The organism is Bacillus sp. FSL M7-1345, from assembly GCF_038006985.1.
GTDB lineage: Bacteria > Bacillota > Bacilli > Bacillales > Bacillaceae_G > Bacillus_A > Bacillus_A cereus_U.
This window is the reverse complement of the sequence record NZ_JBBOWG010000001.1, coordinates 1,491,342-1,505,307: the sequence shown is the minus strand read 5'-3', so window position 1 is coordinate 1,505,307 and position 13,966 is coordinate 1,491,342. Positions and strand designations below refer to the sequence as shown.

The window sequence follows — 13,966 nt, the reverse complement described above, 5'->3', positions numbered from 1 at the left end:
TTTAACCTCCAAATCCACCTTTTGAACCGCTTCCAATTCCACCTTTAAATTCGGCCGAAGATTGATAAGTTTTAAACGCTGATGAATTTTTGAAAGTGGATTTATTTTGATAGTATTTACCACCATAAAAGTAATGTCCACGATAACCTGAACTACTATCATCACACTGCCAAACACCAAGCTCATCATCCCAATCCCAATCAGAACAACTATTATCATTCGGTTCGGGGGGAATATCTTGCGCACAGCCAAATAAAGTGCCCGTCATTAAAGATGTCAGAACACCACCTACTAGCCATTTCGTTTTTGTCACCTTTGCACTCCCCTTTTTAAATTATATTTCTATTATATAAGATGTCATGATAAAGTAGAAGAAAAAGGAAGAAGAGGGATAAAATGCGATTGGAATATCGGCTCAATGATGAAACTAACGGGTATCCGGCTTTATGGAACTACGCAAATATTTCTAATTCTGAAATTGTCGCGCGCATGACTTGTGAATATTTTATAAAAGATGGAAATACATATGTCGTTACTGCAACTTCAGTAGATCCAGACGGGACAGCAGTGTTATATATACAAAAAGAAGTTTTTTTCAACGACCCTTCAGATCCTACATACTCGCACATAGGTTTTGAAATTCGAGAACTAAAGGAAGCAAGCTCAATTATGATAGAAAGTAAAGATGTGTGGAATTACGAGGACATCTTACCCTCTCTCCATTCAGATATTATATATATTCAACGGGATGGAATACATTTGGAATTCACCCTAGATTCAAGAGAAATTGATGAAGACCGCAAGTGCTATATTTATTATGGAAACTTTACAGGTAAATCGAGATAACATGAGCATATTTATTCAACAAAAAAACCTTACGTATAAAACGTAAGGTTTTTTATATAGTCCCACATATGCCGTTATCTATAGATGTCCATAAACCTGCTCTCACAGGTGGATGTTCTCACAAATGTTTGTAACTTCCTTCTTAAAAAGATGGCCTGCTATCTACATTTAAATATTGAACTTCCATATTATACTTATTGGTTTAAGACATACACAAGCTACGTACACCGTAGGAATTTTATATAATGTTGGTTGAAATAAGACCCCCGCAAGTGCCGTTCCTCGTAAATGTCCAAAAACCCGCTACTCGCAGGTGGATGCCCTCACAGTTACCGTACATCTTCCTCCACAAGGAAGGCTTGATGATGGTCACTAAATATTGAGCTTCCGTAAAACTAACATCGGTTTTAGACATAAATAAGTTACGCACACCGCAGGATGTATTATTTACTTGTCGTTATATTATCACATTGTTTCCAATGTGTAAAATATAATATTTTTGAAGCAATCTCTTGCTTGTGACCTTATTTTAATACAAATTATTTTTGCATGCAAGTGATTAATCTTCTTCTTTTGCAATTTGATTTTCTGGATAAGAAATCCAATCACTCCAGCTACCTGTATACAATTTAACATTTTGAAAACCAGCTAATTTTAATGCAACTATGTTCGGACACGCTGTAACACCAGAACCACAATATACGATTGTTTCCTTCTCTTTATCAAGATTTTGGAAACGCCCTTGCTGTTCCTCTTCGTTTTTAAAGTGTCCCGATTCTAAAATTCCATCTTTCCAAAAATAGTTTACTGCCGTCGGAATATGCCCTGCCTTCGGATCAACGAGCTCTTCCGCACCTGCATAACGTTTCGGCTCTCTAGAATCAATTAACGTAATATCTATACCTGCATGAATATTCTCTCTGACCGTTTCCATCGTTACAAGCATATTTTCTTGTATTTCCGGTATAAAAGGTTTTCGTGCAATAACTGGGATATTCGGCGTTGTGTGTAATCCATTCTCTTTCCAAGCTGGAAATCCACCGTCTAATATATACACTTTCTCATGTCCTACATAGTTTAATAACCACCATAAACGAGAAGCCATTGCACCCGCTTGACTATCATACGCAATTACTGTCGTATGTTCATCAATCCCAGCCTGTGAAAGCTTGTCTGCAAACTGCTCTATATTTGGTAATGGATGGCGACCACCATGCTCTATTACAGAACTTGATAAATCTAAATTTAAATCAAAATATAACGCATGGGGAATATGTTCTTCCTCATACTTCTCTTTACCCCAATTTGGATTCGCTAAATCAAAACGACAATCGACTATACGGACATGTTCATCTTCTAAATGCTCACGCAACCATTCGACTGTAACAATCATCCTTAACGCCCTTCTTTCTCGTTCACGCGACCTACATACTCCATAACCATATCTGTTGTAACAAGTTTACGCTGCGGCGCAACGCCGCGTTTTGCAAGGTCATTAATTTGCTTTGTTACCATATTAATTGCATCAACTGAGAAATGTTTTCCATTTGATGCAAGTGCGATCGCAGCCTCAATCGCTGCTTCGCGTTGCGCATCTAATTGTAAAAATATTTTTACAATCTCATTTTGTTTACGAGAATGTGCTGTAATTGCTTTATGTACTTCCATCTTCTCTTCCCCCTAATAATTTATACTTATTTGTTTAATTTCATTGCAAGCCGAATCATATCACGACATACAATTCCATTTTCAATAATCTCTTCTTCATAATGCTTTGAAAAGTAATCAAAATCAATAGAAAAAATACGAAATCCACATTTTTGATATAACGCAAGTTGTGAAATGCTAGAATTACCTGTACCAACTTCAAGTTTGTACATATTATATTCTTTAGCTTTTTCTATTGCATGCAACAATAACCCCTTACCAATACCTTTTCCTTGCATATGTTCTACAACCGCAATATTCATAATTTCCATTGTCTTTGGTCTTGTTTCCAAAAGCACATATACACCGATAATGCTTTCTTCTTGTTTAGCTATATACGTAAACCCTCTCTGTACATATGCATCAATTTGGCGTTCACTTGGATCAGCAAGGAGCAATAAAGATTTCGGTATAGCTTCTTTCGAAATACGCTCTATTACAACAGACATAAAAATTCCCCCTTCCCTATTGTTCTAAACCCCCCTTGTCTACCATAGATAATAGAAAGGAGGGATTCACCATGGACAACAATGAGAAAAAATGCAACGTCATCTCTATTGATGGAAAGAAAAAGAAGAGCGACACATATTCCTATCCAAAATTAGTAGTAGAAAACAAAACGTATGAGTTTTCTTCATTCGTCTTATGCGGTGAAACACCAGACGGCAGACGCTTAGTTCTTACCCATATGATTTCTACTGATGAGTTTGCAGGGTTTGTAAAATCTTTAGATACTGTACTACAAAAGAAAATTGAACGAATCTTTTTTTCATAACGGCTATTTAATATAAATTTCTTTTTCAATTTCTACTAACTGCTTTTGTAGCTCTTCTTTACTTTGTTCATATAGTGATACATCAATTGTTTCAGCTAAAGCGAATAATATACTTTCATAATAATTTTCAACATCTTGCTGCATCACTTTTTGGAATAGGTTCCATTTTGCATCCCACTCTTGCTTATAATGATGAACGAATAAATCTTCTTCATCAGCTACATAGTTTGATACGAAAGGTTCTAACACTCCTTTAGCGTCTTCTTGCATAAAAGCTTTATCATTTTTTTCAAAAAAGCTTTTCTCATTTTTAAAATGTGCCAGTGCCTTTTTAAAATCTTTTATTTCTATTGAAGGAAACGGCTCTTTATGTGTAATAAATTTATATTCATAATCCACTGCTCCACCCATAGAAATCGATTCATTTTCCACTTTGCAATTCACAACAATTTCATCCTTTGCACGCTTCATCGCTTCATCTATCCATTTTTCAAGACGTAATGATGTCGCACGCATTTCTTGTAATAAATCATGTTGAATAAATGAAACTAATTCCATTACACATTGTTGCAACTGCATTTTCACATTCCCGTCTGTTCGTAACGACGCCGGATTAATAAATTCAGTAAACACATCGTTATAGCGTAAAAATAGACGTTGGTGTACATAATAAAGCAATTCTTTCACTTCATTTTGCATTGCTTGCTCTTCAGCAAGTACACTATATGATGAAATAATATGAAGTAGCTGATCACGCTCTGCTTCATATTTTTTTGTTTGCTTCTCTTTCTCATCATTTCCCTGCTTCGCGCCATTTATCATATTTACAAGAAGCTGATTCGCTCCTTGCAATGCACTATATAAAGCGTGCACAGATACAAGCATTAAATCCCTCATCATAAAGGACGTAAATGATTCTTCAAACTTAGCAATCCCAGAGTTTTGTAAAATACCATACTTTTCTTTATCAATACTTTTCCCTTGCTTTTCTTCAAGTGCACATAAACTTGAAATTGCAAATAAACGTGGATTTCTAATACCGTATTGTAAGAGCTGATCCGCAATATAACCTTTTACCATTTCAAGTTCTTCTTCGGATTGTGCTAAATCGGCAGCATTTATTAAGAAGAACATTTTATCAAGTGCAAATGTATCCTTTACACGACCGAGCTGAATTAAAAACTCACGATCTGCGCGAGAGAAAACATGATTATAGTATGTTACGAATAAAATAGCGTCTGCGTTTTTAATATACTGAAATGCAACATCCGTATGGCGAGCGTTAATAGAATCCGCCCCTGGTGTATCTACAAGCGCTACTCCTTGCCTTGTTAAAGCACAATCATAATAAAGCTCCATATGCTCAACAAAGCATGATTTTTCTTCATTAGCTACATAATCAGAGAACTCCTCTAACGTAACTTGTACTTGTTCCCCTAAATGATTAGCAACTGCCTCATATCCTTTTTGTACCGCTCGTAAAAAGCTAAATGTTGTTTTTTGCTTCCCGCTTGGTGAAGGATATTTCATAATTTTATCAATTTGCGTTAACGCTTCTTCCAATGTAGCAATTTCATAGTGAAACATTTTATAAACAGCTTTCATATCTTCTAACAGTGCTTGCTCTGATTTAAACTGGACAATTACCGTTCCATGTTGTTTATCTTCTGTAACTGGCAAAATTTGATTTATTGTTGCTGTCGTTGGGTTTGGCGATACAGGAAGTACCTTTTCACCAAGCAATGCGTTAGCAAATGATGATTTCCCAGCACTAAAAGCTCCAAATAACGCTACTGTAAATTGCTTCGTTTCTACACGCTGTCTTTTTCCAACTACTTCTTGCTGTAAATGTTTCATTGTAGGCAATGGATCTAATATCGTTTCAGCTTTCTTCACTTTTTCTAATATACGCTGAATATTTAAAGCTTTCGTTCCTTTAATCTCTTCTTCACTAGCCGCTACGTTGTCATTTACAATTTCTTGCTCTTGTAGTGTAAACTTCTCACTAACAATTTGTTTTTTACTTTGTAATATTTCGTCTATTTGTAATTCATCTGGTATAGAAACATGTTCATTCCAAATATCTCCTAAATAGATCTCATATTCCTCATACTTCTTAATGTATTGTAATTTCGTTTCTTTTGCTGTTTGTAACATCGTGTATTTTTCAATTTCTTCTTCAATACGAGCAATCTCTATCTTCACTTTCTTCTGCAATATACCCGTACTTTTCCCGAAAATTTGCTGAGATTTCATAAAGTATCTTTTCTTTAACTCATTTGCAACGTCAGCAGTATAAAGAAGTAAGTAATCACCGGTAAATCCAGCCCCTTGTTTAATTGTTTCAGCCAACACTTCCGGTCCGAAAGCAATCTCTAACGCATATATGTCTTTCCCTATTTCTTCTGTAAATAACCCTTCTTCTTTTAAGAAGGCTACAATAAATTCTTTCACATGAAAATCAAGTTGCGTTTCAACAGTCTTTTGAAGAGCAGAATAAAAAGCATCTACACGTCTCTGTTTTTCTTGCTCCGTCTTTCCTTTCGCAAATAACAAACCAACTTTAAACTTCGTTAATTTCGTTTCTAAATATTCATTTGCCAATTCTCTCATTTCAAATGGCATTAAATACGCGTTATCTAATATGGCTTGTAAACCTTTTATAAATTCATTTCTCACATCAGATTCTTTACTAGCCGCGCGATTTTTATTTTCAGTTAACTCTTCCTTTTTTTCAACTATCTCTGAAAGTGACAGTGGTGATGTTAATTCTTCTTCATATTTCATAAGATGTTTTTCATTTTCAGAAAGAATAAACGAACAATGTTCTTGCAGTAAATATTCTGTTTCTCGCTCCATTCCCTTTCTTACATACTGCTCTTTTTCTTTCATGATAGAAAAAATTAATGCTTCTAAACTTTGAATTTCATTGTATGGATGATTCATCATTCGCAATGATGTATAAAAAATACCATCCACTTCAATATCCCAGTTAGAAAAAGACTGTTTTACACTATCTCTATACTCTTCAAACGATAACTCATTTGCTTTATGTTTATCTATTTGGTTTACAACGAGATAAACCGTTTTATTACGTTGTTTCAATTCTTTAACAAATTGTAAGTTAACCTCTGATTGGACATGGTTATAATCCATCATATAGAAAATAACATCTGCTAGATGCAGTGTTGATTCTGTCGCTAATTGGTGGGCATCATTCGTAGAGTCAATTCCGGGCGTATCAACTAACATAACCCCATCAGGAATTGGCGCATCATTTCGATAAATATGAACACCAATTACTTCATCACCGTCTTTACATATTTGTTTTAATTCTTCTGCTGAATATGCGCCGTCATATTCATACTGTTCTCCAGACTTAATCGTTACAACAACGCGATCAGATCCTCTTTCAATTTTAACGACGTTAGCACTCGTTGGAATCGGACTTGTCGGTAATAATTGCGCTTTATATAGGTGATTCATCATTGTCGATTTCCCCGCAGAAAAATGACCACAAAAAGCTAGCATAAGCTGCTCTTGTTTATATTTTTGAATCAATTCAAACAACTTCAAACTATTCTCTACATCGCCGTTTTTTTGCCACTCTTCATAAAAACAAACAAGTTTTTTCATACCGTTTGTCTGTACTATGTTTGTCATCCCCTTGTTCCCCTTTATCCAAGATGTATATACTTTATCCCGCTATTTGTGGGCAGTAAAAGCCCGTTTCGTGCGGTATAATAATCAATGAGGGATAGACCTCCCCGCTGATTAAAGTTTCACTTTATTATCATACTAAATTTTCAGCATATTCACATCAAAAATAAAAAATCCCTTTCATTCTTTTTACAAATGAAAGGGATTTTATGTAATATTATTCATTTTGTTGTTCCTACTCCATTTAATACATACTTTGTAACACCAACATATATAGCAATCGTTCCTGCAACAAGTGCATACACCATATTAACACACCAACCTTTTTTGATAATGATTATCAATTTTAAATACATTTTACCATTAAAGAGAATCATTATCAACAATTTTCTAAAAAAGAAAGCTCCTTCGGGAAAAGGAGCTTTACTGCCTGTTTTAAAGAAGTTTAAAACTTGCTGTGCACTCTTATTATATCTCATAATGCACATCTTAACAGTTTTAAAAATTGGAAATCTCCTCTATACCCTTCACCTTACATTTTGTATAATAAAAGGGATTTACTTAATAAGGAGGAAAATAATGACACGAAATATTCCACAAGGCGAGAGAATACACTCAATTGATATCATTAGAGGAATAGCTGTACTAGGTATTTTTCTTGTTAACTGGCCAGTTATTGCCGGAGTTGACTCAAGTGAAATTTCAGGGATTTACGAAGGAGTAGACAGCTACATCCGCCTATTTTACGATATGTTTATTCAAACGAAATTTTATACTATTTTTTCGTTTTTATTCGGATTAGGTTTTTATATCTTTATGAATCGTGCTGAGGCGAAAACAGATCGTCCAAAAACTTTGTTTGTTCGCCGTCTTCTCATTTTATTATTGTTTGGTTTCTTGCATTACGTTCTTTTATGGGATGGAGACATCTTACATACTTATGCAATCACTGGGTTTTTCTTATTTCTATTTTATAAGAGAGAGCCACGTACTATTTTAATATGGTCAATTGTACTATTAAGTTTCATGCAATTGTTCACATTATTAGGTTCTCTTCTAATGGCACTAGTGCCGTTAAATGAATTAGACCTTTCCTCAGCAATTATACCGTTAGAAAACTGGGGCTTACAAATCGAAGACAGATTCCATTCATTCTATTCGGAAGCAATAGGAAACAGTTTCATTATGCTTCCTGAAACACTAGGGTTGTTTTTACTCGGATTATACGCTGGTAAAAAAGATATTTTCCGTCGTGCAAAAGAATTAGATCCAAAACTAAAAAAATGGCAAATTATTATGTTCATTTTAACATTGCCGATGTGGTTTATTATGATTCACTTCTTTATTAACAACCAACCTTATACACCATTTACCCTTATGGGCATTACGATGATAAGCGGAAAAACATTATTCATCTTCTACATTTTCACACTCATGCGCTTATTACAAAAAGAAAGATGGCAAAAATTATTACGACCATTCCAATATGTCGGACGAATGGCGTTAACAAATTACATCACGCATACAATTGTTACATTACTTGTATTCGGGCTATTGTTCAAAAATTATTATCCCGCTCCATTATGGGTAGGGCCTCTATTTTGTATTGGTTTCTATACGTTACAAATCTTTATTAGCCGCTGGTGGCTTTCTCGTTACCAATACGGGCCACTTGAATATATTTGGCGCCTTGGTACGTATGGAAAGATGATGCCACTTAAAAAGAAAAGCAAGGTCTCATAATGAGACCTTGCTTTTCTATGCTTCTCTTACTGCACTTTGCATCGGAACTGGCTCTTCTTTTACTTTCACTTTACGCTGCGGCACCATATTAAATACAATATTTAAAAGTACTGCTGATGCACTTCCAAGTACAATTCCGTTATCAGTTAAAATACGAATATTTTCCGGAAGCTGTGAGAATAGCGTTGGAACGACTGTAACACCAAGTCCGATTCCGACAGAACATGCAACGATTAATAAATTCTCTTGTTTTCCAAAATCAACACTGCTTAACATTTTAATGCCATACGCCATTACCATGCCGAACATTGCTAACATCGCACCGCCAAGTACTGATTTCGGAATAATTGTTGTAATGGCTGCGATTTTAGGAATAAACCCAAGAGCAATTAACATACCACCACAAGTATAGATAATAACGCGATTTCTTACTCCAGTTAATTGAACAAGGCCTACGTTTTGAGAATATGTTGTGTATGGAAATGCGTTAAAAATACCACCTAGAACCATTGCTAATCCTTCTGCGCGATAACCTTTTGTTAATTCTTTTTCACCGATCTTTTTATTGCAAATATCAGATAATGCAAAATATACACCTGTTGCTTCCACAATTCCTACGCAAGCAACGAGAATCATCGTAATAATTGGCGTTAATTCAAATGTTGGTGTACCAAAGTAAAACGGCTGAATACCGTGGAACCAATCTGCCTCTCCAACCGCTTGCAAGCTTACTTTCCCCATAAATGCCGCAACGATTGTACCGAACAAAAGACCAAGTAATATAGAGATTGAACGGATAAATCCGTCAAAGAAACGATACATAATAATGATAAATAATAAAACACCAAATGCTAAAGCTAAATTTTCTAAACTTCCAAAATCTTTGCTTCCAACTCCTCCAGCCATATCATTAATAGCTGCTGGAACAAGTGTAACCCCAATGACTGTAACGACAGATCCTGTTACAACAGGAGGAAACAGTTTTACAAGTTTCCCAAATAATTTCGCGAAAATAACAACAAATAATCCCGCAGCAATAATTGCTCCATATATAGAGGACACGCCGTATTGTTTACCAATTGCAATCATCGGTCCAACCGCTGTGAATGTACAACCAAGTACAACCGGAAGCCCAATACCGAAAAAGCGATTTGATAATGCTTGTAAAATCGTTGCTACGCCGCACATCAATAAGTCGATCGATACTAAATACGTTAATTCTTGTTGATTTAAACCAAGTCCCCCGCCAACAATAAGCGGAACAATAATTGCGCCAGCGTACATGGCAAGCATGTGCTGAATGCCAAGCGATGCAATTTTAAATGGGTGCTGCTTCATCGTTAGTTCACCTCCGCAGTTTCTTGCTGTACAAATGTAACTGTGCCGTTATCAAGTGATGCAATTTCTGCTAGTGATTCAACACGAACACCCTGTTCACGCAGCTTCTTTCCTCCATCTTGAAATGCTTTTTCAATAACAATGCCAATTCCCGCAATACTTGCCCCGGCTTGCTCTACTAAATTCATTAAACCTAAAGCAGCCTGACCATTTGCTAAGAAGTCATCAATAATTAGTACATGATCATTTTCATCAATATGATTTCGAGATAATGAAATCTCGTTCGTTTCTTGTTTTGTAAATGAGTATACTTCCGCAACATACATATTATCTTGTAACGTTAACGATTTACGCTTTCTTGCAAAAACTACTTTTACACCAAGCTCTAAAGCAGCCATAACCGCTGGTGCAATGCCTGAAGATTCAATCGTCACGATTTTTGTAATGTTCTCTTCTTTAAAACGCTTAGCAAATTCTTTTCCGATTTCTTGCATAAGTACTGGATCAATTTGATGATTTAAAAATGCATCTACCTTTAATACATCACCAGATAAAACCTTTCCTTCGTTCAAAATCTTTTCGTGTAATACTTTCATGTTAGTTCCTCCTCTTATGCAAATAAAAAACTCCAAAAGCCGCCACCACTCGTTACAAGTGAGAGACGTGCTTTTGGAGTTTCGCAAAAAAGAATGCTAAACAAGCAAATATATTCGTCCTCACTCATAGTCAAAGTATTTACGGTACTTCGGTAGAAACTTGCAGGCCATATCCCCGCGATTATATGAGTGTAGCTAACTTATTTATTTATAGAAGGATTATAACGCACTTTTTTCACTTTGAAAAGCATTTATCGAAAAAAACACGTACAAATTTTATGAAAACACCGTTTTTGTTCGAGTTTTCCCAACTTTCACATTTCATATTACAACGTCGTTAATATGATAGGACCATCCTTCGTAATCGCAATTGTATGCTCATATTGTGCAGATAATTTCCCATCCATCGTCCGTGCAGTCCATCCGTTTAAATCTACTTTAGAATATCGCATACCGGCATTTACAATAGGTTCAATTGTAATTACCATTCCTTCTTGTAATTCTGGTCCTTGCCTTGGCTTACCAAAATGAAAAATTGCTGGTTCCTCATGAATTTCTTTACCAATTCCGTGTCCCGTAAAGTCTCTTGCAACAGAAAACCCTTCAGAAGCTACATAACTTTCAATTGCGTATCCAATATCTCCAACATGGTTACCACTTATCGCTTGCTCAATCCCTTTATATAAAGCACTCTCTGCTACTAACAATAACCTTTTTGCTTCATCAGAAATATCTCCAACTATATACGTCCATGCAGAATCCGAAAGCGCACCATTTAAGTTTACTACCATGTCAATCGTCACAATATCTCCTTCACTTAAAGGAACATCTGTTGGAAACCCATGACACATTTCATTGTTTACAGATGCACATATTGCGTATGGATAATCGTTATACCCTTTCTGTTCGGACCTGGCACCATGCTCTTCTAAATATGCTTCAACAAACGTATCAATTTCTTGTGTAGTGATACCTGGTTTCATCATTTTTGCGATTTCTCTATGACAAGAAGCTAGTAACTTCCCCGATTCATGCATCAAATCTATTTCATTTTTCGTTTTAATTGTAATCATACTACCTCTCCTTACTAAACTTGCTATTTGCTACTAAACTTCAATCATACACATCCTCTTCCAAAATTTCAAAACTTCTAACTACATCAAAATAAAAAAACAGAAGCCCCCTTCTGTTTCTTAATCATTTTTACATATATAATTCATTTTCAAAAACTCAAAACAGCTGCCATTCGTTTTTTTAATAAACGTCCCAACTGCTTCGAACCCTGCTTTTTTATATACTTTGATTGCCCTTTCATTAAATGCCGCTACCGATAATGTTATATAGTCACAGTTATATTTTTCTTTACTAAAATCTAATCCAGCTTTTACGAACTGTAAACCTAATCCATTGCCTGTTATATCAGGTCTCATTCCAAGGCCTATATCAACCGTTTGATTATTTATTTTACAAAAACTAAAGAAGCCAATTATACTATCGTTTTCTTTCACGACAAATGTAGTACTCCCTCTCATATGAGCATTTAAAAACTCCACTAAATCTTCTTGATCTGCCCCTATATCATAAAAAGAATACTCGCCTTCATAATGCCAGTTGTATGCAATTTCTTCTGCTTCCGCTTGCGACATTACTGTAAACATATAGCCCATTTCTCTCACTCCCTCATAAAAAAGAGCTGCAATTAAGCAGCTCCTGTTTTATAACTCGTAAATCTCTTTATATTTAGCTTCTAGATAATCAGCTAAGTAGTTTGCATTTAAACCTTCACCTGTCACATCTTTTAAAATTTCAAGTGGTTTTTTCGTTTTGCCGTATTGGTGAATATTCTCTGTTAACCATTCACGAATTGGTGTCACGTTTCCTTCTTCTAATAATGCATCAAAGTTTGGAATATCCTTTAGCATCCTATGTTTAAATTGCGCTGCATACATATAACCAAGCGCATAAGATGGGAAATATCCAAATGAACCACCAGCCCAGTGAACGTCTTGTAATACACCTTGTGCATCATTCTCTGGACGAATACCTAAATACGTTTCCATCTTATCATTCCATGCCGCTGGTAAGTCCTTTACTTGCAATGTGCCATCAAATAATTCTTTCTCCAGCTCATAGCGAACCATAACATGAAGCGGATATGTAAGTTCATCGGCTTCTATACGGATAAAGGATGGTTTTGACTCATTAATCGCATCATAAAACTCGTCTACTGATACACCGTCAAATTGACCGTCACTATATCGCTTTAACAAATCATAGTTTTTCTTCCAGAACGACTTATTACGGCCAATGAAGTTTTCAAAGAATAACGATTGTGACTCGTGAATTCCCATTGATGTTCCACTGCAAAGTGGTGTTCCTTCTAGTTCCTCTGCAACATTTTGCTCATATACAGCATGACCACATTCATGAATCGTGCCGAAAACAGCCATACGGAAGTCTTTCTCATCGTAACGAGTCGTAATACGAACATCCCCTCTATTTAATGTAATTTCAAAAGGATGTACCGTTTCATCAAGACGACCCGCTTCAAAGTTATAGTTCAATTGTTTTAATAACTCTAAAGTAAAATTCTTTTGTTTTTCTTTTGAAAAATGTTCGGATAAAGCATTTGTTTTTAATTCTTTTTTAGACTCAGAAATTTCTTTCACAAGCGGAACGATACGTTCACGTAGTTGACCAAATACATGATCTAACACTTCTACTGTGATTCCCGGCTCATACATGTCTAATAGCGTGTTATATTTGTACGTTTCGTAACCCCAATATGTAATAAACTTCTTTTTGAATTCAACAATTTTTTCTAAATACGGACGGAACATTTCGAAGTCAGATTTTTCGCGAGCTTCTTCCCATACACTTTCCGCTTTCGCTTCTAATTTCACATACGCTTCATATTCCGCTTGTGGAATTTTCTTATTTCTATCATATTCTTTCCGACACTCTTCAACCATTTTCTTTGTCGTTTCAGAAAGTTTATTTTCAACAATTAAAGATTCTAGTTCAGTTAAATAGTTCCCCATCTCATCTGAAGTCGACATCACAAACACTTCGGATGAAAGCATTCCAATTACTTCTGAACGCTGGTCTACTCCTTGCTTTGGTGCACCTGTTCTTAAATCCCAAAACATTAAGCTTAATGCTTCTCCATAATTCTCTATCTTCTTCACATATGTTAAAAATTGTTTTTCTACTTCATATGTAGCAACTGTCATAGTATAAAAAAACCTCCTTTTTCTACCTCAACCTTATTTCGACATTAAAACATAAATTCCTTTTCTAA

The 13,966-nt window shown here is 35.4% G+C and carries 14 protein-coding genes, 2 other RNA genes and 1 riboswitch; of the genes, 3 read left to right on the top strand and 13 right to left on the bottom strand.

All coding sequences use genetic code 11. From position 1 onward, the window contains the following. Position 1: 1 nt before the first annotated feature. Complete coding sequence (locus MHB76_RS07885) at positions 2-313, bottom strand: hypothetical protein (RefSeq protein WP_002158538.1); 312 nt, start codon at positions 311-313, stop codon at positions 2-4. 83 nt (positions 314-396) lie between these two features. Here MHB76_RS07885 and MHB76_RS07880 point away from each other — a divergent pair, with 83 nt between their 5' ends. Beyond that, a complete protein-coding gene (locus MHB76_RS07880) occupies positions 397-846 on the top strand; it encodes a hypothetical protein (protein ID WP_002158539.1) in 450 nt (149 codons plus the stop codon). A 55-nt stretch (positions 847-901) separates the two neighbouring features. Here the strand turns inward: MHB76_RS07880 and ssrS (MHB76_RS07875) are convergent. The 5 genes from ssrS (MHB76_RS07875) to MHB76_RS07855 all read right to left on the bottom strand — a co-directional run bounded on the left by ssrS (MHB76_RS07875) (position 902) and on the right by MHB76_RS07855 (position 3,002). Then, positions 902-1,085: non-coding RNA, 6S RNA (ssrS, locus tag MHB76_RS07875), on the bottom strand. Positions 1,086-1,106: 21 nt separating this feature from the next. Next, a non-coding RNA gene (gene ssrS / locus MHB76_RS07870) (6S RNA) lies at positions 1,107-1,289 on the bottom strand. Positions 1,290-1,405: 116 nt separating this feature from the next. Then, complete coding sequence (locus MHB76_RS07865; protein WP_002201106.1) at positions 1,406-2,239, bottom strand: sulfurtransferase; 834 nt, start codon at positions 2,237-2,239, stop codon at positions 1,406-1,408. 2 nt (positions 2,240-2,241) lie between these two features. Continuing rightward, a complete protein-coding gene (locus MHB76_RS07860; protein ID WP_002149260.1) occupies positions 2,242-2,514 on the bottom strand; it encodes a DUF2533 family protein in 273 nt (90 codons plus the stop codon). A gap of 26 nt (positions 2,515-2,540) precedes the next feature. Next, entirely contained in the window at positions 2,541-3,002 is a 462-nt protein-coding gene (locus tag MHB76_RS07855) for a GNAT family N-acetyltransferase (RefSeq protein WP_002158541.1), read from the bottom strand. Positions 3,003-3,073: 71 nt separating this feature from the next. On the opposite strand from MHB76_RS07855, the gene MHB76_RS07850 reads away from it, so the two are divergent. Then, the gene (locus tag MHB76_RS07850) at positions 3,074-3,328 is read left to right on the top strand and encodes a DUF3931 domain-containing protein (RefSeq protein WP_000369740.1); all 255 of its coding nucleotides are present in this window, start codon (positions 3,074-3,076) and stop codon (positions 3,326-3,328) included. Between the two features lie 3 nt (positions 3,329-3,331). On the opposite strand, the gene MHB76_RS07845 is transcribed toward MHB76_RS07850, so the two are convergent. Both MHB76_RS07845 and MHB76_RS07840 read right to left on the bottom strand, forming a co-directional pair. Then, the gene (locus tag MHB76_RS07845; RefSeq protein ID WP_078173016.1) at positions 3,332-6,991 is read right to left on the bottom strand and encodes a dynamin family protein; all 3,660 of its coding nucleotides are present in this window, start codon (positions 6,989-6,991) and stop codon (positions 3,332-3,334) included. Between the two features lie 218 nt (positions 6,992-7,209). After that, positions 7,210-7,467 (bottom strand): hypothetical protein, encoded by a 258-nt coding sequence (locus MHB76_RS07840; RefSeq protein WP_002158543.1) that lies wholly within the window; start codon positions 7,465-7,467, stop codon positions 7,210-7,212. Positions 7,468-7,567: 100 nt separating this feature from the next. Between MHB76_RS07840 and MHB76_RS07835 the strand changes: the two genes are divergently transcribed. Continuing rightward, positions 7,568-8,731 carry a DUF418 domain-containing protein gene (locus tag MHB76_RS07835; protein WP_078173014.1) on the top strand — a complete coding sequence of 388 codons (1,164 nt, stop codon included), beginning with the start codon at positions 7,568-7,570 and terminating at the stop codon, positions 8,729-8,731. A 15-nt stretch (positions 8,732-8,746) separates the two neighbouring features. Here MHB76_RS07835 and pbuX read toward each other — a convergent pair whose 3' ends face one another. From pbuX to ypwA, 5 genes are all read right to left on the bottom strand, one after another. Further along, positions 8,747-10,069 carry a xanthine permease PbuX gene (gene pbuX / locus MHB76_RS07830; RefSeq protein ID WP_002135328.1) on the bottom strand — a complete coding sequence of 441 codons (1,323 nt, stop codon included), beginning with the start codon at positions 10,067-10,069 and terminating at the stop codon, positions 8,747-8,749. A gap of 2 nt (positions 10,070-10,071) precedes the next feature. Next, positions 10,072-10,665, bottom strand: a complete 594-nt coding sequence (locus MHB76_RS07825) for a xanthine phosphoribosyltransferase (RefSeq protein ID WP_002158546.1) — start codon at positions 10,663-10,665, stop codon at positions 10,072-10,074. A 107-nt stretch (positions 10,666-10,772) separates the two neighbouring features. Further along, a riboswitch (purine riboswitch) is annotated at positions 10,773-10,874 on the bottom strand. Between the two features lie 117 nt (positions 10,875-10,991). Continuing rightward, positions 10,992-11,738 (bottom strand): type I methionyl aminopeptidase, encoded by a 747-nt coding sequence (locus MHB76_RS07820; protein ID WP_044438057.1) that lies wholly within the window; start codon positions 11,736-11,738, stop codon positions 10,992-10,994. 120 nt (positions 11,739-11,858) lie between these two features. Further along, entirely contained in the window at positions 11,859-12,332 is a 474-nt protein-coding gene (locus MHB76_RS07815) for a GNAT family N-acetyltransferase (protein WP_340986135.1), read from the bottom strand. Positions 12,333-12,380: 48 nt separating this feature from the next. Then, positions 12,381-13,898 carry a carboxypeptidase gene (gene ypwA, locus MHB76_RS07810; protein ID WP_078173005.1) on the bottom strand — a complete coding sequence of 506 codons (1,518 nt, stop codon included), beginning with the start codon at positions 13,896-13,898 and terminating at the stop codon, positions 12,381-12,383. Between the last annotated feature and the right edge of the window lie 68 nt (positions 13,899-13,966).

What these genes read in the sequence shown, in the direction of transcription:
- MHB76_RS07880 (WP_002158539.1), top strand. Translation starts at nt 397, where the DNA reads ATGCGATTGGAATATCGGCTCAATGATGAAACTAACGGGTATCCGGCT.
- MHB76_RS07865 (WP_002201106.1), bottom strand. Translation starts at nt 2,239, where the DNA reads ATGATTGTTACAGTCGAATGGTTGCGTGAGCATTTAGAAGATGAACAT.
- MHB76_RS07860 (WP_002149260.1), bottom strand. Translation starts at nt 2,514, where the DNA reads ATGGAAGTACATAAAGCAATTACAGCACATTCTCGTAAACAAAATGAG.
- MHB76_RS07855 (WP_002158541.1), bottom strand. Translation starts at nt 3,002, where the DNA reads ATGTCTGTTGTAATAGAGCGTATTTCGAAAGAAGCTATACCGAAATCT.
- MHB76_RS07850 (WP_000369740.1), top strand. Translation starts at nt 3,074, where the DNA reads ATGGACAACAATGAGAAAAAATGCAACGTCATCTCTATTGATGGAAAG.
- MHB76_RS07845 (WP_078173016.1), bottom strand. Translation starts at nt 6,991, where the DNA reads ATGACAAACATAGTACAGACAAACGGTATGAAAAAACTTGTTTGTTTT.
- MHB76_RS07840 (WP_002158543.1), bottom strand. Translation starts at nt 7,467, where the DNA reads ATGAGATATAATAAGAGTGCACAGCAAGTTTTAAACTTCTTTAAAACA.
- MHB76_RS07835 (WP_078173014.1), top strand. Translation starts at nt 7,568, where the DNA reads ATGACACGAAATATTCCACAAGGCGAGAGAATACACTCAATTGATATC.
- pbuX (WP_002135328.1), bottom strand. Translation starts at nt 10,069, where the DNA reads ATGAAGCAGCACCCATTTAAAATTGCATCGCTTGGCATTCAGCACATG.
- MHB76_RS07825 (WP_002158546.1), bottom strand. Translation starts at nt 10,665, where the DNA reads ATGAAAGTATTACACGAAAAGATTTTGAACGAAGGAAAGGTTTTATCT.
- MHB76_RS07820 (WP_044438057.1), bottom strand. Translation starts at nt 11,738, where the DNA reads ATGATTACAATTAAAACGAAAAATGAAATAGATTTGATGCATGAATCG.
- MHB76_RS07815 (WP_340986135.1), bottom strand. Translation starts at nt 12,332, where the DNA reads ATGGGCTATATGTTTACAGTAATGTCGCAAGCGGAAGCAGAAGAAATT.
- ypwA (WP_078173005.1), bottom strand. Translation starts at nt 13,898, where the DNA reads ATGACAGTTGCTACATATGAAGTAGAAAAACAATTTTTAACATATGTG.